The organism is Cupriavidus sp. R6-3 (assembly GCF_059772245.1).
Genome location: NZ_JCBAJO010000029.1, coordinates 1 through 16,420 on the forward strand (window position 1 = coordinate 1; position 16,420 = coordinate 16,420).

Consider the following 16,420-nt stretch of genomic DNA (forward strand, 5'->3'; position numbering starts at 1 on the left):
TGGTGGCCGAGCGGCCCGATGTCTTCCTCGACGACCTGGTGGAGATCTACGACGGCGTGGTGCAGCGCTGGCCCGAACTGCCGATCGTGCTCGGCCACAGCATGGGCGGGCTGGTCGCGGCGCGGCTGGCGACCTCGCGCGTGCGGCCGGTGCGCGCGCTGGTGCTGTCCTCGCCCGCGCTGGCGCTGCGCATCAGCGGCGCGATGCTGACGCTGCAGCGGATGCTGCTGACGCTGGCGCCGAACCTGCGCGTACCGAGCCCGATCCGTCCGACCGACCTGAGCCACGATCCCGCCGAAGTCGCCAGCTACCGCAGCGATCCGCTGGTACAGCGCACGCTGACGGCCGGCATCCTGCAGAGCATGCTGCTCGGCATCGAACGCGCGCAGGCCGACGCGCCGCTGCTCGAGGCACCCACGCTGCTGCTGGTGGCGGGCGCCGATCGCGTGGTCGATCCGGCGGGCAGCCGGCGCTTCTGCGACAATGCGCCGGCCGACCTGCACGAATGCATCTGGTTCGAGCACGCCTACCACGAGATCTTCAACGAGCAGGCGGCGTTGCGGGCGGAGGTGCTGGACGCGCTGAGCGACTGGCTGCGCCGTCATCTGCAGCCGGTGACGGATGCGGGTCGCTGACGCGCGCCACGCGTAGGCCGACGTGTATGCCGACGCGACGGCCGATATCGACGCAGCCCACGAAGACCAACGCAGGACGCACGACGCATAATCCCTGACGCCTCACGCTTGCCGGCCGTCCTCCCGCGGCGGACGGCCGTACCCCGATCGACTACCCAACCCAGAAGAAGAGCATGGAGACCTACGACTACATCATCGTCGGCGGCGGCACCGCGGGCTGCGTGCTGGCCAACCGGCTGACGCAGGACGCCGACGTCAGCGTGCTGCTGCTCGAGGCGGGCGGCAAGGACGACTACCACTGGATCCATATTCCGGTGGGCTACCTGTACTGCATCGGCAATCCGCGCACCGACTGGATGTACCGCACGGTCGCCGAGCCCGGACTGAACGGCCGCTCGCTGATCTATCCGCGCGGCCGCGTGCTGGGCGGCTGCTCGTCGATCAACGGCATGATCTACATGCGCGGGCAGCGCGAGGACTACGACGAGTGGGCGCGCATCACCGGCGATGACGGCTGGCGCTGGGACAACGTGCTGCCGCTGTTCAAGCGCAGCGAGGACCATCACCGCGGCGCCAACGAGTTTCACGGCGCCGGCGGCGAATGGCGCGTCGAGCCGCAGCGCCTGCGCTGGGACATCCTCGAGCGCTTTATCGACGCGGCGGAGCAGACCGGCATCCCGCGCACCGACGACTTCAACCGCGGCGACAACTTCGGCGTCGGCTACTTCGAGGTCAACCAGCGCCGCGGCATTCGCTGGAATACCTCGAAGGCCTTCCTGCGGCGCGCCTCCGAACGGCCGAACCTGACCATCGTCACCGGCGCGCAGGTCAGCGAGCTGACCTTCGACGGACGCCGCTGCAGCGGCCTGCATTACGTCGGCGGCGGCCAGCCGCATACGGTGGCCGCGCGGCGCGAGGTGATCCTCGCCGCGGGCGCGGTCAACACGCCGCAGCTGCTGGAACTGTCCGGCATCGGCCAGCCCGAACGGCTGCAGGCGCTCGGCATCCCGGTGCGGCAGGCGCTGCCGGGCGTCGGCGAGAACCTGCAGGACCATCTGCAGCTGCGCATGATCGTCAAGGTCGAGGGCGTGCGCACGCTGAACACGCGGGTCGGCAACTGGTGGGGCAAGCTGGGCATCGGGCTGCAGTATGCGTGGAACCAGAGCGGGCCGATGAGCATGGCGCCGTCGCAGCTCGGCGCGTTCGCGCGCTCGGATCCGGAGCAGGCGCGGCCCAACGTCGAGTACCACGTGCAACCGCTGTCGCTCGACAAGTTCGGCGAGCCGCTGCACACCTTCAACGCCTTCACCGCCAGCGTCTGCAATCTGCGGCCGACCTCGCGCGGCAGCGTCCACATCGACAGCCCGGACTTCCGCCAGGCGCCGGTGATCGCGCCCAACTACCTGTCGACCGACGAGGACCGCAAGGTCGCGGCGGACTCGCTTCGGCTGACCCGCCGCATCGTCGCCGCGCCGGCGCTGGCGCCATACCGGCCGCAGGAATGGCTGCCGGGTCCGCATGTCGAGGACGACGAATCGCTGGCGCGCGCGGCGGGCGATATCGGCACCACGATCTTCCATCCGGTGGGCACCTGCCGCATGGGCCGGGCCGACGATCCGCAGGCGGTGGTCGACCAACGGCTGCGCGTGATCGGCGTGCAGGGCCTGCGCGTGGTCGATGCCTCGGTGATGCCGCTGATCACCTCGGGCAATACCAACTCGCCGACCATCATGATCGCCGAGCGCGCCAGCGACATGATCCGCGAGGACTGGCGCAGCGGGGCGCGCGGCTGAGGCGGCAGACGCTGCGCCACGGTCTCGGCGCCACCGTCGGCACCGCCCGCGCGCGGCGCCGCACCGCTCCCTGAGCCCCCGCAGCGTTGTGGCAGCTTCTCCGAAGCTTGCCCATGTCCTGCTTGCGGCTTTCCCGCAGCCAGCCCGCACACGGCGGCCGCGCTGCCTGACAAACATGACAGCTGGTTCATGTTTCAGGCTCAGTGCAAACCCGGATGTTTTGCGACGCAACAGGTGCCCACAATAGACGCCGGACAGTCGTGATGCCGCGCTCACATCTGCGCATGCATCGGCGCTTGCATCCGACCGTGCCGCCGCTGCCACCCAGCGCGCTGCCACACACACCAATAAGACATTGCAGACAAGGCGACCCCCACCCGCGCTGATATTCGCGCAGCGCCGGCCGGGGTCGCGGGTCGAATCCGGGCACGACGGGCCAGAAGCCGGCGTCGCGCCGAACGAGGACGGGCAGGAGACATGAACCAGCAGGAAACCATCCTGGAGACGCGCAACCTCACCAAGGAGTTCAAGGGGTTTACCGCGGTCAGCGACGTCAATCTGCGGGTCAGGCGCGGGTCCATCCATGCGCTGATCGGCCCCAACGGAGCGGGCAAGACCACCTGCTTCAATCTGCTGACGAAGTTCCTGGTGCCGACCACCGGCACCATTCTGTTCAACGGCATCGACATCACCGGCGAGAAGCCCGCGCAGATCGCGCGCCGCGGCGTGATTCGCTCGTTCCAGATCTCGGCGGTGTTTCCGCACCTGACCGTGCGCGAGAACGTGCGCATCGGGCTGCAGCGCAAGCTCGGCACCGCCTTCCACTTCTGGCGCAGCGAACGCACGCTGTCGGTGCTCGACGACGAGGCGATGGCGCTGCTCGAGCAGGTGGGGCTGACCGAGTTCGCAGACACCGTGACCGTCAACCTGCCGTACGGCCGCAAGCGCGCGCTGGAGATCGCCACCACGCTGGCGATGGAGCCCGAGCTGATGCTGCTCGACGAGCCGACCCAGGGCATGGGTCACGAGGACGTCGACCGCGTCACGCAGCTGATCAAGAAGGTCTCGGCCGGCCGCACCATCCTGATGGTCGAACACAACATGAACGTGGTGTCGTCGATCGCGGACACGATCACCGTGCTGCAGCGGGGCGCGATCCTCGCCGAAGGGCCGTACGAGCAGGTGTCGAAGGACCCGCGCGTGATGGAAGCCTATATGGGCACGGCCGACGCCGAGCTGCAGGGCGCGCACTGAGAGCAATGCGGAGCGACGACATGACGACTGACAACACGCCCGCCCTCGAGATCCGCGGCCTGCAGGCCTGGTACGGCGAATCGCACATCCTGCACGGGGTCGACCTGACCGTGAACCGCGGCGAAGTGGTCACGCTGCTGGGCCGCAACGGCGCCGGCCGCACCACCACGCTGCGCGCGATCATGGGCCTGACCGGCACGCGCAAGGGCTCGATCAGGATCAACGGGCACGAGACGATCCATCTGCCGACGCACAAGATCGCGCACTACGGCATCGGCTACTGCCCCGAGGAACGCGGCATCTTCGCCAGCCTGTCCTGCGAGGAGAACCTGCTGCTGCCGCCGCAGCTCAAGGGCGCCGGCGCGCAGCAGGGCATGAGCGAGGCCGACATCTACGAGATGTTCCCGAACCTGGCCGAACGCCGGCAAAGCCAGGGCACGCGGCTGTCGGGCGGCGAGCAACAGATGCTGGCGGTCGGGCGCATCCTGCGCACCGGCGCGAACCTGCTGCTGCTCGACGAGATTTCGGAAGGATTGGCACCGGTGATCGTGCAGGCGCTGGCCCGCATGATCCGGATGCTGAAGCAGAAGGGGTACACGGTGGTGATGGTGGAGCAGAACTTCCGCTTCGCCGCGCCGCTGGCGGACCGCTTCTATGTGATGGAGCACGGCACCATCGTCGAGCGCTTCGGCGCCGGCGAGCTCGAACAGAAGATGCCGGTGTTGCACGAACTGCTTGGGGTCTGATCCTTCGGGGTCGCAGGCATGGTCGAAGGTACGGTCGAACGTACGGTGGCAGGAACGGGCGGCGCGAGGCCGCCGAAACACAGGAGACAAGCAATGAAGATCAAACGGCTCGCAGCCGCGATGGCGGCCTTGGTGACGGGCATGGCGGCCGGAGCGGCCTCCGCGCAGGTATCGGGTGACTCGGTCAAGATCGGCTTCATCACCGACATGTCCAGCTTGTACGCGGACATCGACGGCAAGTCGGGCGTCGAGGCGGTCAAGATGGCGATCGAGGACGCCGGCGGCAAGGTGCTCGGCAAGCCGATCGAGCTGCTGTCGGCCGACCACCAGAACAAGGCCGACATCGCCGCCTCGAAGGCGCGCGAATGGATGGACCAGCAGGGCCTGGACATGCTGCTGGGCGGCACCAACTCCGGTACCGCGCTGGCGATGAACAAGGTCGCGCAGGAAAAGAAGAAGGTCTACATCAACATCGGCGCGGGCACGGCCCGCCTGACCAACGAAGAGTGCTCGCCGTACACGGTGCACTACGCCTACGACACGGTGGCGCTGGCCAAGGGCACCGGCAGCGCGGTGGTCAAGCAGGGCGGCAAGTCGTGGTTCTTCCTGACCGCGGACTACGCCTTCGGCCATTCGCTGGAGAACGACACCTCGGCGGTGGTCAAGGCCAATGGCGGCACGGTGGTCGGCTCGGTGCGCCATCCGCTGTCGGCGTCGGACTTCTCGTCGTTCCTGCTGCAGGCGCAGGCCTCGAAGGCGCAGATCCTGGGCCTGGCCAACGCCGGCGGCGACACGATCAATTCGATCAAGGCGGCCAAGGAATTCGGCATCACCAAGAACATGAAGATCGCCGGCCTGCTGATGTTCATCAACGACGTGCACAGCCTCGGACTGAAGAACACCGAAGGCCTGCTGATGACCGACAGCTGGTACTGGGACATGAACGACGAGACCCGCAAGTTCGCCAACCGCTTCTTCGCCAAGAACAAGAAGATGCCGAGCAGCCTGCAGGCCGCCGACTACTCCGCGGTGCGTACCTACCTGAAGGCGGTCGAGGCGGCCAAGACCGACGATCCGGACAAGGTGATGGCCGAGCTGAAGAAGGCGAAGATCGACGACTTCTACACCAAGGGCTATATCCGCGCCGACGGCCGCGCCATTCATGACATGTACCTGATGCAGGTCAAGAGCCCGGCCGAGTCGAAGAAGCCCTGGGACTACCTGAAGGTCGTGGCGACGATCCCGGGCGACCAGGCCTTCACGACGCCCGCCGAGTCGAAGTGCGCGCTGCTGAAGAAGTAAACGACGCCGGCCCGGCGGTGCGCGCCTCGCGCATCGCCGCGGCCCGATGAACGACCGGCGCCGCGTGCGCGTTCGCTGCCGCCGGCCCATGCCTTCCTCGACGGAGGGCGGGCCGGCGCGGAACGGGCCCGCGGCGCCGCATAGCTGACGCCTGCGATGGACATCTTCGGTATTCCCTTGCCCGCCATGTTGTCCCAGCTGTTGCTCGGGCTGGTCAACGGGGCTTTCTATGCGATGTTGAGCCTCGGCCTGGCGGTGATCTTCGGCCTGCTCAACGTCATCAATTTCGCGCACGGCGCGCTCTTCATGCTCGGCGCGGTGCTGGCCTGGATGGGCATGGAGTACGCTGGGCTCAACTACTGGGTGATGCTGCTGCTCGCCCCGGTGGTGGTCGGCGTGATCGGCGTGGTCATCGAGAAGACCATGCTGCGCTGGATCTACAAGCTCGACCATATCTACGGCCTGCTGCTGACGCTGGGCATCACGCTGGTGATCGAGGGCGTGTTCCGCTCGATCTACGGCGTGTCGGGCCTGCCGTATTCGACGCCGGAACTGCTGGCGGGCGCGACCGACCTGGGCTTCATGATCCTGCCGAACTACCGCGCCTGGGTGGTGGTGGCCTCGCTGGCGGTGTGCCTGGCGACCTGGTACATGATCGAGAAGACCAAGCTCGGCGCCTATCTGCGCGCCGGCACCGAGAACCCGAAGCTGGTCGAGGCCTTCGGCGTCAACGTGCCGCTGATGGTCACGCTGACCTACGGCTTCGGCGTCGCGCTGGCCGCCTTCGCCGGCGTGCTGGCCGCGCCGGTGATCCAGATCTCGCCGCTGATGGGGCAGAACCTGATCATCGTGGTGTTCGCGGTGGTGGTGATCGGCGGCATGGGTTCGATCCTGGGCTCGATCGTCACCGGTCTTGGCCTCGGCGTGATCGAGGGCCTGACCAAGGTGTTCTATCCGGAAGCGTCGTCGACCGTGGTGTTCCTGATCATGGTGATCGTATTGCTGCTGCGGCCGGCCGGGCTGTTCGGGAGGGAGAAGTGATGGACGGACAAAGCGCATCGCGCACACAGGGACCCCAGGGCACGCAGGCTTCCGCGCCGGTGGAGGCGGGCGCCGCGCGCCGCGGCGTGCCGCGCACCGTGCCGCTGCTGTTGTATGGGCTGCTGCTGCTCGCGCTGATTGCCGCGCCGATGGCCGGCGCCTATCCGGTGTTCGTGCTGAAGGTGCTGTGCTTCGCGCTGTTTGCCTGCGCGTTCAACCTGCTGATCGGCTACACCGGCCTGCTGTCGTTCGGCCACGCGGCCTTCTTCGGCGGCGCCGGTTATGTGGCCGGGCATGCGATGAAGGTGTGGGGCGTGACGCCGGAGGTCGGGCTGGTGCTGGGCACGCTGGCAGGGGCGGCGATCGGCTACGTGGTCGGCGCGCTGGCGATCCGGCGGCAAGGCATCTACTTCTCGATGATCACGCTGGCGCTGGCGCAGATGCTGTTCTTCTTCTGCCTGCAGGCGCCGTTCACCGGCGGCGAGGACGGGCTGCAGGGCATTCCGCGCGGCAAGCTGTTCGGCGTGCTGTCGCTGTCGGACGACCTGACGCTGTACTACGTCGCGCTGGCGATCATCGTGCTGGCCTTCGCGCTGATCGTGCGCACGGTGCATTCGCCGTTCGGGCAGATCCTGAAGGCGATCAAGGAGAACGAGCCGCGCGCGATCTCGCTGGGCTACGACACCGACCGCTTCAAGCTGATGGCCTTCGTGCTGTCGGCCGCGCTGTCGGGGCTGGCCGGCGCGATCAAGGCGCTGGTGCTGGGCTTCGAGACGCTGACCGACGTGCACTGGTCGATGTCGGGCACGGTGATCCTGATGACGCTGGTCGGCGGCCTGGGTACCTTGTCCGGTCCGATCGTCGGCGCCTTCGTGATCGTCGCGCTGGAGAACAAGCTGGGCGATATCGGCAGCTTCCTGGCCTCGGCCACCGGCGTCGAGTGGTTCAACTCGCTGGGCGAGTCGGTGACGATGGTGACCGGCGTGATCTTCGTGATCTGCGTGCTGCTGTTCCGCCGTGGCATCATGGGCGAGCTGCAGGCGCTGTTCAGCCGGAGCCGGCATTAGCGCACCTCCGGAGGCCGCGGCGGGGAGTGGCCGCCGCGGTACATGCCCGTTTTTAGGGCTAGGGTTTTTTCTAGCTTGTTGGATACGCACCGCTTCGTTACATTGGAGCCACGGTTTTCGCAGGTTAAATGGAGGCGGAAGCGAGGAGACGACAGGCGCGCACCCACGATGAGCATTCCGTGAGGAAGCAGCGTTAAATAAGGAAAGGGCGTTGACGGGTGATCCTCGGCAACGCCCTTTTTAATTTGTGCCGTTCTCCGTGAGACAATGCGCGCCTTGCCCGCGACCGCCATGCCGTCTCCGTCCGATCCCATTCTTTCCGGTTCCTCCGGTGCCCCCGGCGCCTCTGCGCCAACTCCCAACTATCTGATTCGACAGACTTTTCCGGCCGACCAGCCGATGCTGGCGGACTGGTTGCAGGCGTGCGCGCCGGCGCCGGTGCTGCTGCAGCGCGGCCGCGCCGCGATGCTCGAGCGGCTGCTGCAACGGCCCGAGCTGGGCCTGTGCCTGCTGGCGTGGGAGGGCGCCGCGCTGGTCGGCTGCCTGCCGGTCCAGCTGGTGCCGCGCCTCAATCTGGGCGGTTTGGCGGCGATGGCCACCGAAGCCTGGTGCTTGCCCGGCACGCACGAAAGTGGTGCAATCCTCGCTTCTTGCCGCGACTGGCTCGCCGACTGGTGCCGCGCGCATGGCGTGCGCCATCTGCTGTGGGCCCCGGGCCTGCCCGCTGCCGGGGAGTCTGGCGAGCCCGGGAAGTCGGATCACGGCCTGAGCCGGCTGCCGTGCGGCCTGTGGCATCGCGACCTGGCGCCGGCGGTCAAGCAGCTGTCCTGATCCGACCGCGGAGTCCTTGCCCGTTCCTGTGTTTGGCGACGGCCCCGGATAGTCCGTCACACGCCGTCGCCTGCCCGGCCTGCGTCCGCCCCACGCCGTCGCCCGCTTTCGCTTCCTGCTTTCGTTTCTTTACCCCTGACTCGCTGACGCTTTCCCGGATGTTCCAATGGAGTTCGCCTTCCTGTTTGCCGCCGCCTTCCTGGCCGGCCTGATCGATGCGGTCGCCGGCGGCGGCGGCCTGGTGCAGATTCCCGCCATCTTCAGCGCCTACCCGAGCCACGCGCCGGCGACGCTGATCGGCACCACCAAGGTCGCCTCGATGGCCGGCACCTTCAACGCCGCGGTGCGCTACGCGCGCAGCGTGCGGATCTACTGGGGTGCCACCGGGCCGGCGGTGGCGGCTGCCTTCCTCTGCTCGATGGCCGGCGCCTACACGCTGACGCTGGTGCCGGCCGAACCGCTGCGCAAGCTGCTGCCCTTCGTGCTGGCGATCCTGCTGATCTATACGCTGGCCAGGAAGGACCTCGGTGCCGAGCACGCGCCGACGCTGTCGGGCGCGCGCGAGCGTTGGGTCGCGCTGATGGGCGGCGCGGCGATCGGCTTCTACGACGGCATCTTTGGACCCGGCACGGGCAGCTTCCTGATGATCATGTTCGTGCGGCTGTTCGGCTACGACTTCCTGCACGCCGCGGCCTCGACCAAGCTGGTCAACCTCGCCACCAATGTCGCGGCGCTGATGCTGCTCGGCTTCAAGGGGCACGTCTGGTGGGAGCTCGGCCTGGTGATGGCGGTGGGCAACGTCATCGGCAGCCAGCTCGGCAGCCGGCTTGCGCTGAAGCACGGCAGCCGTTTCGTGCGCAAGGTCTTCCTGCTGGTGGTCAGCGCGCTGATCCTGAAGACCGCCTGGGACGCCTTCGTCGGCTGAGGGCGCGCACGGCCCTCGCGTAGCCGCCGGGTACGTCTCGCGCAGCTCGCCGCGCGCTCCTCGCGGACGTCCCGAGGCAGGTCGCCGCGTGGTCCTGGGCACGTCCCCACGCGGGTCCTCGCTGACGTCCCCGCGCACCGGTGGCTCCGCCGAAAGGCGCGCCGATGCTGGCGATGCGGGTTAATCCTGCCTTGGCGGCAAGGGGCGCTGTGTTAGACTCGGTGCGAATTCCCGACCGCTCGGTCGGCGAATCAAATCCGGCGCCGGCCGCCTCCTCGCAAGCCTGTCTTCAGTACGGATTGCGCTGGAAGATCGGCCGCGACCCTTCGAAAAAGAGGGCACGCGCGGACGGGATCGGGCACGACGGCGAAGCGCGGCGATCAAGCACCGCGGATCCGTCGGAACAACAAGCCAGGCGCGGACCGGCCCCAAGCCGGCTCGATGCCGACCGGTTTGAGAGAAGAAGGAGACACGATGAATTTCAAGCGCGCCAGCATGCTGGCCTTCGCCGCCGCCTGTCTGTGCGCCGGCGCTGCCCAGGCCCAGATCAAGATCGGGGTCACGGTATCGGCGACCGGTCCGGCGGCTTCGCTGGGCATCCCGGAAAAGAACACCTTCACGCTGCTGCCCAAGGAAATCGCCGGCAAGAAGGTCGAATACATCGTGCTCGACGACGCCTCGGACAGCACCACCGCCGTCAAGAACACCCGCAAGCTGATCAGCGAGGACAAGGTCGACGCCGTGGTCGGCTCGACCGTGACGCCGAATTCGCTGGCGATGGTCGACGTGGTCGCCGAGAGCGGCACGCCGATGATCACGATGGCGGCGTCGGCGCGCATCATCGAACCGATGGACGCCAAGCGCGCCTGGGTCTTCAAGACCCCGCAGAACGACTCGCACATGGCGACCGCGATCTCCGAGCACATGAGCAACAACAACGTGAAGACGGTGGCCTTCATCGGCTTCGCGGATGCCTACGGCGAGAGCTGGTCGCAGGAGTTCGCCAAGGTGGCGGACATCCGCAAGATCAAGGTCGTCGCCAACGAGCGCTTCGCCCGCACCGATACCTCGGTCACCGGCCAGGTGCTGAAGATCATGGCCAGCAATCCGGACGCGGTGCTGATCGCCGGTTCCGGCACGCCGTCGGCGCTGCCCGCCAAGGCGCTGAAGGAGCGCGGCTACAAGGGCAAGATCTACCAGACCCACGGCGTCGCCAACCCCGACTTCCTGCGCGTCTGCGGCAAGGACTGCGAAGGCGCGCTGCTGCCGGCCGGTCCGCTGCTGGTCGCCGAGCAGCTGCCCGACAGCAATCCGGTCAAGAAGCCGGCGATGACCTACAAGACCGCCTACGAGAAGGCCTTCGGCGGCCAGGTGTCGACCTTCGGCGGCCATGCCTGGGACGCCGGCCTGCTGCTCGAGCGCGCGATTCCGGTCGCGCTGAAGAAGGCGCAGCCGGGCACGCCGGAATTCCGCAAGGCGCTGCGCGATGCGCTGGAGCAGACCAAGGAGCTGCCGGTCTCGCACGGCATCATGACGATGAGCCCGACCGACCATCTGGGCCTGGACCAGCGCTCGCGCGTGATGGTGCAGATCGTCGACGGCAAGTGGAAGCTGCAGAAGTAGGAACGCCTGGCAGCTTCGCCGCGCGGCAGGGCGCATGGACGCACCATGCGCCTTTTTTGTTTTGCGGCCCCGGGGAAGGGAACCGGTGAGGCAGAACCGGTGAGGCAGAACCGGTGAGGCAAAACCGGTGAGGCAAAACCGGTGAGGCAAAACCGGTCAAGCGGAACCGGGCGCTAGGGTTCGCGCGGATTTCCTCGAAGCGTAAGACCTTTACTATTTCGTAATTCGCTGCATCGCGGCAACCCCCGAGGAGATCATGGACCTCTCGATTGCGGCCATCCTGGCACAGGACGGCATCACCTCCGGCGCGATCTACGCGCTGTTGGCGCTGGCCCTGGTGCTGGTGTTTTCGGTGACCCGCGTCATCTTCATCCCGCAAGGGGAGTTCGTCGCCTACGGCGCGCTGACGCTGGCCGTGATGCAGGCGGGCCATGCGCCGCAGACCTCGTGGCTGCTGGTGGCGATGGGGGTGCTGACCTTCGTCTACGAGGGCGCCACCGTGCTGCGCAGCGCAGAACTGCGCCGCAGCGCCGGCCGCCGGCTGGCGGTGCTGGCCGGCAAGTACCTGGTCTTTCCGTTCGCGGTGCACTGGCTGACGCAGGCCTATGGCGCCCAGCCGCTGCCGATGCTGGCGCAGATCGCGCTGACGCTGCTGATCGTGGTGCCGATGGGCCCGATGCTGTATCGCATCGCCTACCAGCCGCTGGCCGAGGCCAGCACGCTGGTGCTGCTGATCGTCTCGGTCGGCGTGCACTTCGCGCTGGTCGGGCTGGGACTGGTGATGTTCGGCGCCGAGGGCTCGCGCACCACCGCCTTCTCCGATGCGCGCTTCGATGTTGGTGCGCTGTCGGTGTCCGGCCAGAGCCTGTGGGTGATCGGCGTGTCCGGGCTCTTGATCGCCGGCCTGTACTTCTATTTCGACCGCACGCTGACCGGCAAGGCGCTGCGCGCCACCGCGGTCAACCGGCTGGGCGCGCGCCTGGTCGGCATCGGCACCACGCAGGCGGGCCGGCTGTCGTTCACGCTGGCCGCCGCGATGGGCGCGCTGTGCGGCATCCTGATCGCGCCGCTGACCACGGTCTACTACGAGTCGGGCTTCCTGATCGGCCTGAAGGGCTTCGTCGGCGCCATCGTCGGCGGGCTGGTCAGCTATCCGGTGGCGGCCGCCGGCGCGCTGCTGGTGGGGCTGCTCGAATCCTATTCGTCCTTCTGGGCCAGTGCGTTCAAGGAGGTCATCGTGTTCACGCTGATCATTCCGGTGCTGCTGTGGCGCTCGCTGACCAGCAAACATGTGGAAGACGAGGAATGATGCAACGGCAAGCCACACGCACAACCGGGACGCAGCAGGCGTCCGACACGGCGGCGGCCGCAACGCCGACGCTCCCGGCGACGGCGCCGGCGACGACCCCGGCCCCGGCCTCCGGCAGCGCCAACCTGCGCAACCGGCTTCTGCTGATCGCGTTCGCGGCGATCCTGGCCCTGCTGCCGGTGCTCCCCACGCCTGAGTTCTGGATCACGCTGGGCAACTACATCGGCCTGTACAGCATCGTCGCGATCGGCCTGGTGCTGCTGACCGGCGTCGGCGGCATGACCTCGTTCGGGCAGGCGGCCTTCGTGGGCCTGGGCGCCTACAGCACCGCCTACCTGACCACGCAGTACGGGCTGTCGCCCTGGTTCGGCCTGCTGGTCGGGCTGGTGATCACGATGGCCTCGGCCTATGTGATCGGCCTGATCACGATGCGGATGTCGGGGCATTACCTGCCGCTGGCGACGATCGCCTGGGGGCTGTCGCTGTTCTTCCTGTTCGGCAATCTCGAATTCCTCGGCAAGTACGATGGCCTGAACGGCATCCCGGTGCTGTCGCTGCTGGGCTTCGAGCTGCAGTCGGGCCGCTCGATGTTCTATCTGATCTGGGTGGTGGTGCTGCTCGCGGTGGTGGCGATGCAGAACCTGCTCGATTCGCGTCCCGGCCGCGCGATCCGCGCGCTGAAGGGCGGCGGCGTGATGGCCGAGGCGATGGGCGTCAATACCGCGTGGATGAAGGTGGTGGTGTTCGTCGTCGCCGCGGTGCTGGCCTGTATCTCGGGCTTTCTGTACGCGCATCTGCAGCGCGCGGTGAACCCGACGCCGTTCGGCCTGAACTATGGCATCGAGTACCTGTTCATGGCGGTGGTCGGCGGTGTCGGCCACGTGTGGGGCGCGGTGCTGGGCGCGGGCATCCTGACCATCCTGAAGGACATGCTGCAGGGCGTGCTGCCGAAGCTGCTGGGCGCCAACGGCAACTTCGAGATCATCGTGTTCGGCGTGCTGCTGGTGCTGCTGCTGCAGTATGCGCGCGACGGGCTCTGGCCCTTCCTGCGCAAGGCATGGCCGAGCGGGCCGCCGGTGCGCGCGCCCGAACAGGCCGCCGCGCTGCCCGTACGGCAAAAGCCGCAGGCCGGCGAACTGATCCTCGACGTGCGCGCGGCGCGCAAGGAGTTCGGCGGACTGGTGGCGGTCAACGACGTCAGCTTCCAGGTCCGCGCCGGCGAGATCGTCGGACTGATCGGGCCCAATGGCGCCGGCAAGTCGACCACCTTCAATCTCGTCACCGGCGTGCTGCCGCTGACGCGCGGCGAAGTGCGCTATCGCGGCGAGGCCATCACCAATCTGCCGTCGCGCGAGATCGTCAAGCGCGGTATCGGCCGGACCTTCCAGCACGTGCATCTGCTGCCGACGATGACGGTGCTGGAGAACGTCGCGATCGGCGCGCATCTGCGCGGCGACTACCGGCCGCAGGGCGGCGTGTCGGCGGCGATCCTGCGCATGAACCGCGGCGAGGAGGCCAAGCTGCTGTTCGAGGCGAAGCGCCAGCTCGAGCGCGTGGGCCTTGCCGACTGCATGTACATGGAGGCCGGCAGCCTGGCGCTGGGCCAGCAGCGCATTCTCGAGATCGCCCGCGCGCTGTGCTGCGATCCCGCGCTGCTGCTGCTCGACGAGCCGGCTGCGGGCCTGCGCTACAAGGAGAAGCAGGCGCTGGCCGAGCTGCTGCGCAAGCTCAAGGGCGAGGGCATGAGCGTGCTGCTGGTCGAGCACGACATGGACTTCGTGATGAACCTGACCGACCGGCTGGTGGTGATGGAGTTCGGCACGCGCATCGCCGAGGGCGTGCCCGAGGAAGTGCAGAAGAACCCCGCGGTGCTCGAGGCCTATCTGGGCGGCGTGGAATAAGGGAGCGAGCGGTGAGCGTGATTCTCGAAGTGAAGGACCTGCATGTCCGCTACGGCAAGGTCGAGGCGGTGCACGGGGCCAGCCTGTCGGTCGAGGCCGGCAAGATCGTCACGGTGATCGGCCCCAATGGCGCGGGCAAGTCCACCATGCTGAACGCGATCATGGGGGCGCTGCCGCCGACCGGCTCGGCCAGCGGCATGGTGTCCTACCTGGGCCACGACATGGCCGGCATTCCGGTCGAGGGCCGGGTCGCGCGCGGCATGTGCCTGGTGCCGGAAAAGCGCGAGCTGTTCGGCTCGATGAGCGTCGAGGACAACCTGCGGCTCGGCGCCTTCCGCCGCAAGCGCGCGGGCGAGAAGAACTTCCTCGACCAGATGGACGTGGTCTACGAGCTGTTCCCCCGGCTGCGCGAGCGCGCGCGCCAGGATGCCGGCACGCTGTCCGGCGGCGAGCGCCAGATGCTGGCGGTCGGCCGCGCGCTGATGGCCAAGCCCGAACTGCTGATGCTGGACGAGCCCAGCCTTGGTCTCGCGCCGCTGATCGTCAAGGAGATCTTCCACATCATCAACGACCTGCGCGGCACGGGCGTGGCGACGCTGCTGATCGAGCAGAACGCGCGCGCGGCGCTGCAGGTGGCCGACTACGGCTATGTGATCGAGACCGGAGAGATTGCGATGGCCGGACCGGCCGACGAGCTGGCCGCCGATCCGCGCGTCATCGAGACCTATCTGGGGCTGGCGAAGAAGGCCGCTTGAAGACTGGCTTGAAAGCGTGGCCGGACAGCCTTGTCTGACCCTTCCATGCTACGAAAGAATAACGGCGCGCTTCGGTGCGCCGTTATCATTTGTCGCTCTTATGGTTGGCAACGTCAATTAGCATGATTAATGTTTCTTGCGTTGGATAACTCTTTGTCATCTATCCGGTGAATCATTACCCCTGACGCGGACCACATCCGGGTCCTGCGCCGCCGTTTCCAGCAGCCACTGCCGGAAACGGTTCAGCGCCGGATGGTCGCGCCGCTCCCGCGGCGCGCACAGGAAGTAGCCCCGCGTCAGACGGATCGGCAGATCGAAGGGCGCCACCACGCGGCCGGCCGCGATCTCGTCGCGTACCAGGCAGCGCTGCAGCACCGCGATGCCGATATCGGCCTTGACCGCCTGCACCAGAATCGACACCTGGTCGAACCCCGTGGCCAGCGTGGGCGCAGCGTTGGGTACGCCCGCCGCAACGAACCAGTGCTGCCAGTTGGCGGGCGCGCCGGTGTGAAAGAGCAGGGACTCCCGCAGCAGATCCGCCGGCGTCCGCCATTGACCAGCCTCCCGCCGCAGCCGTGCACGCTCCGGATGGCAGACCGGCACCATCTCGCTGCCGATTACGTAGTCCACCTGCAGATTGGGCCAGCTGTTGGCGGTGCCCGCCAGCAGCGCCGCATCGGGTGCGGGCCCCGAGAAATCCTCGTCGCGCCGGTATGGCACGAAGTCGAGGCGGATATCGGGATGGCGCCGATGGAAGTCCGGCAGGCGCGGCACCAGCCAGACGCTGGCCAGCGTGGGCAGGGCGGACAGCGTCAGATGGTGTTGCCGGTCGCCGGCGAGCAGCGCGGCGCTGGCCGATTCGATCGCGGCCAGCGGCTGGGCCACCGCCTCGAGGAAGCCGCGGCCCGCGGCGGTCAGCACCAGCCGATGCGCGTTGCGCTGGATCAGTGGCTGGCCGAAGTGCGCCTCCAACCTGGCGATCGCCCGGCTGATCGCGCCCTGGGTCACACATAGCTCCTGCGCGGCGCGCGTGAAGCTGCCCAGCCGCGCCGCGGTGGCGAAGGCGTGCAGCTCGGACATCGATGGCGATCGCAGGCGCATGCGGGGCTTCTGCGCTCATCGGCGGATGGGCGCGGCGAGGATGAACTGAGGTAATGGAAGCGTGCAATATAGTCGTTTGTGCACGCTCGGTAAACTGGCCGACACTTGACGCGTCGTGGGCATCTTTGGCCCCGAAT

The 16,420-nt window shown here is 67.7% G+C and carries 14 protein-coding genes; 13 read left to right on the top strand and 1 reads right to left on the bottom strand.

Features of this window, described 5'->3' with window-relative positions:
* From AC6EI8_RS08010 to AC6EI8_RS08070, 13 genes are all read left to right on the top strand, one after another.
* Nucleotides 1-635, top strand: a 635-nt coding sequence (locus AC6EI8_RS08010; RefSeq protein ID WP_498381680.1) for an alpha/beta fold hydrolase, incomplete at its 5' end; no start/stop codon positions are given.
* Nucleotides 636-808: 173 nt separating this feature from the next.
* Nucleotides 809-2,428 carry a GMC family oxidoreductase gene (locus tag AC6EI8_RS08015; protein WP_150083137.1) on the top strand — a complete coding sequence of 540 codons (1,620 nt, stop codon included), beginning with the start codon at nucleotides 809-811 and terminating at the stop codon, nucleotides 2,426-2,428.
* 477 nt (nucleotides 2,429-2,905) lie between these two features.
* Nucleotides 2,906-3,682 carry an ABC transporter ATP-binding protein gene (locus AC6EI8_RS08020; RefSeq protein ID WP_149317463.1) on the top strand — a complete coding sequence of 259 codons (777 nt, stop codon included), beginning with the start codon at nucleotides 2,906-2,908 and terminating at the stop codon, nucleotides 3,680-3,682.
* Between the two features lie 20 nt (nucleotides 3,683-3,702).
* The gene (locus tag AC6EI8_RS08025) at nucleotides 3,703-4,428 is read left to right on the top strand and encodes an ABC transporter ATP-binding protein (protein WP_149317464.1); all 726 of its coding nucleotides are present in this window, start codon (nucleotides 3,703-3,705) and stop codon (nucleotides 4,426-4,428) included.
* 93 nt (nucleotides 4,429-4,521) lie between these two features.
* Nucleotides 4,522-5,730, top strand: coding sequence for an ABC transporter substrate-binding protein (locus AC6EI8_RS08030; protein ID WP_149317465.1), 1,209 nt, complete (start codon nucleotides 4,522-4,524; stop codon nucleotides 5,728-5,730).
* Nucleotides 5,731-5,886: 156 nt separating this feature from the next.
* On the top strand, nucleotides 5,887-6,771 hold the full coding sequence (locus AC6EI8_RS08035; RefSeq protein ID WP_149317466.1) for a branched-chain amino acid ABC transporter permease: 885 nt from the start codon (nucleotides 5,887-5,889) through the stop codon (nucleotides 6,769-6,771).
* 149 nt (nucleotides 6,772-6,920) lie between these two features.
* Nucleotides 6,921-7,838, top strand: coding sequence for a branched-chain amino acid ABC transporter permease (locus AC6EI8_RS08040; protein ID WP_223819598.1), 918 nt, complete (start codon nucleotides 6,921-6,923; stop codon nucleotides 7,836-7,838).
* 291 nt (nucleotides 7,839-8,129) lie between these two features.
* Nucleotides 8,130-8,669, top strand: a complete 540-nt coding sequence (locus AC6EI8_RS08045; RefSeq protein WP_498381681.1) for a GNAT family N-acetyltransferase — start codon at nucleotides 8,130-8,132, stop codon at nucleotides 8,667-8,669.
* A 166-nt stretch (nucleotides 8,670-8,835) separates the two neighbouring features.
* Nucleotides 8,836-9,594, top strand: coding sequence for a TSUP family transporter (locus tag AC6EI8_RS08050; RefSeq protein WP_149317467.1), 759 nt, complete (start codon nucleotides 8,836-8,838; stop codon nucleotides 9,592-9,594).
* 474 nt (nucleotides 9,595-10,068) lie between these two features.
* The gene (locus tag AC6EI8_RS08055; protein WP_149317468.1) at nucleotides 10,069-11,217 is read left to right on the top strand and encodes an ABC transporter substrate-binding protein; all 1,149 of its coding nucleotides are present in this window, start codon (nucleotides 10,069-10,071) and stop codon (nucleotides 11,215-11,217) included.
* A 256-nt stretch (nucleotides 11,218-11,473) separates the two neighbouring features.
* Nucleotides 11,474-12,526, top strand: coding sequence for a branched-chain amino acid ABC transporter permease (locus AC6EI8_RS08060; RefSeq protein ID WP_053822848.1), 1,053 nt, complete (start codon nucleotides 11,474-11,476; stop codon nucleotides 12,524-12,526).
* On the top strand, nucleotides 12,526-14,427 hold the full coding sequence (locus AC6EI8_RS08065; RefSeq protein WP_223819597.1) for a branched-chain amino acid ABC transporter ATP-binding protein/permease: 1,902 nt from the start codon (nucleotides 12,526-12,528) through the stop codon (nucleotides 14,425-14,427). Before AC6EI8_RS08060 ends, AC6EI8_RS08065 begins: the two co-directional genes overlap by 1 nt.
* 11 nt (nucleotides 14,428-14,438) lie before the next feature.
* Nucleotides 14,439-15,182: an ABC transporter ATP-binding protein gene (locus AC6EI8_RS08070; protein WP_226107815.1), complete on the top strand. Its 744-nt coding sequence runs from the start codon at nucleotides 14,439-14,441 to the stop codon at nucleotides 15,180-15,182.
* A gap of 156 nt (nucleotides 15,183-15,338) precedes the next feature.
* On the opposite strand, the gene AC6EI8_RS08075 is transcribed toward AC6EI8_RS08070, so the two are convergent.
* A complete protein-coding gene (locus tag AC6EI8_RS08075; RefSeq protein WP_226107814.1) occupies nucleotides 15,339-16,283 on the bottom strand; it encodes a LysR substrate-binding domain-containing protein in 945 nt (314 codons plus the stop codon).
* Nucleotides 16,284-16,420 lie beyond the last annotated feature (137 nt).

Bases quoted from the DNA above. Each gene is read 5' to 3' on its own strand.
- AC6EI8_RS08035 (WP_149317466.1), top strand. From the start codon at position 5,887: ATGGACATCTTCGGTATTCCCTTGCCCGCCATGTTGTCCCAGCTGTTG.
- AC6EI8_RS08015 (WP_150083137.1), top strand. From the start codon at position 809: ATGGAGACCTACGACTACATCATCGTCGGCGGCGGCACCGCGGGCTGC.
- AC6EI8_RS08055 (WP_149317468.1), top strand. From the start codon at position 10,069: ATGAATTTCAAGCGCGCCAGCATGCTGGCCTTCGCCGCCGCCTGTCTG.
- AC6EI8_RS08065 (WP_223819597.1), top strand. From the start codon at position 12,526: ATGCAACGGCAAGCCACACGCACAACCGGGACGCAGCAGGCGTCCGAC.
- AC6EI8_RS08075 (WP_226107814.1), bottom strand. From the start codon at position 16,283: ATGCGCCTGCGATCGCCATCGATGTCCGAGCTGCACGCCTTCGCCACC.
- AC6EI8_RS08050 (WP_149317467.1), top strand. From the start codon at position 8,836: ATGGAGTTCGCCTTCCTGTTTGCCGCCGCCTTCCTGGCCGGCCTGATC.
- AC6EI8_RS08030 (WP_149317465.1), top strand. From the start codon at position 4,522: ATGAAGATCAAACGGCTCGCAGCCGCGATGGCGGCCTTGGTGACGGGC.
- AC6EI8_RS08060 (WP_053822848.1), top strand. From the start codon at position 11,474: ATGGACCTCTCGATTGCGGCCATCCTGGCACAGGACGGCATCACCTCC.
- AC6EI8_RS08040 (WP_223819598.1), top strand. From the start codon at position 6,921: ATGGCCGGCGCCTATCCGGTGTTCGTGCTGAAGGTGCTGTGCTTCGCG.
- AC6EI8_RS08045 (WP_498381681.1), top strand. From the start codon at position 8,130: ATGCCGTCTCCGTCCGATCCCATTCTTTCCGGTTCCTCCGGTGCCCCC.
- AC6EI8_RS08020 (WP_149317463.1), top strand. From the start codon at position 2,906: ATGAACCAGCAGGAAACCATCCTGGAGACGCGCAACCTCACCAAGGAG.
- AC6EI8_RS08025 (WP_149317464.1), top strand. From the start codon at position 3,703: ATGACGACTGACAACACGCCCGCCCTCGAGATCCGCGGCCTGCAGGCC.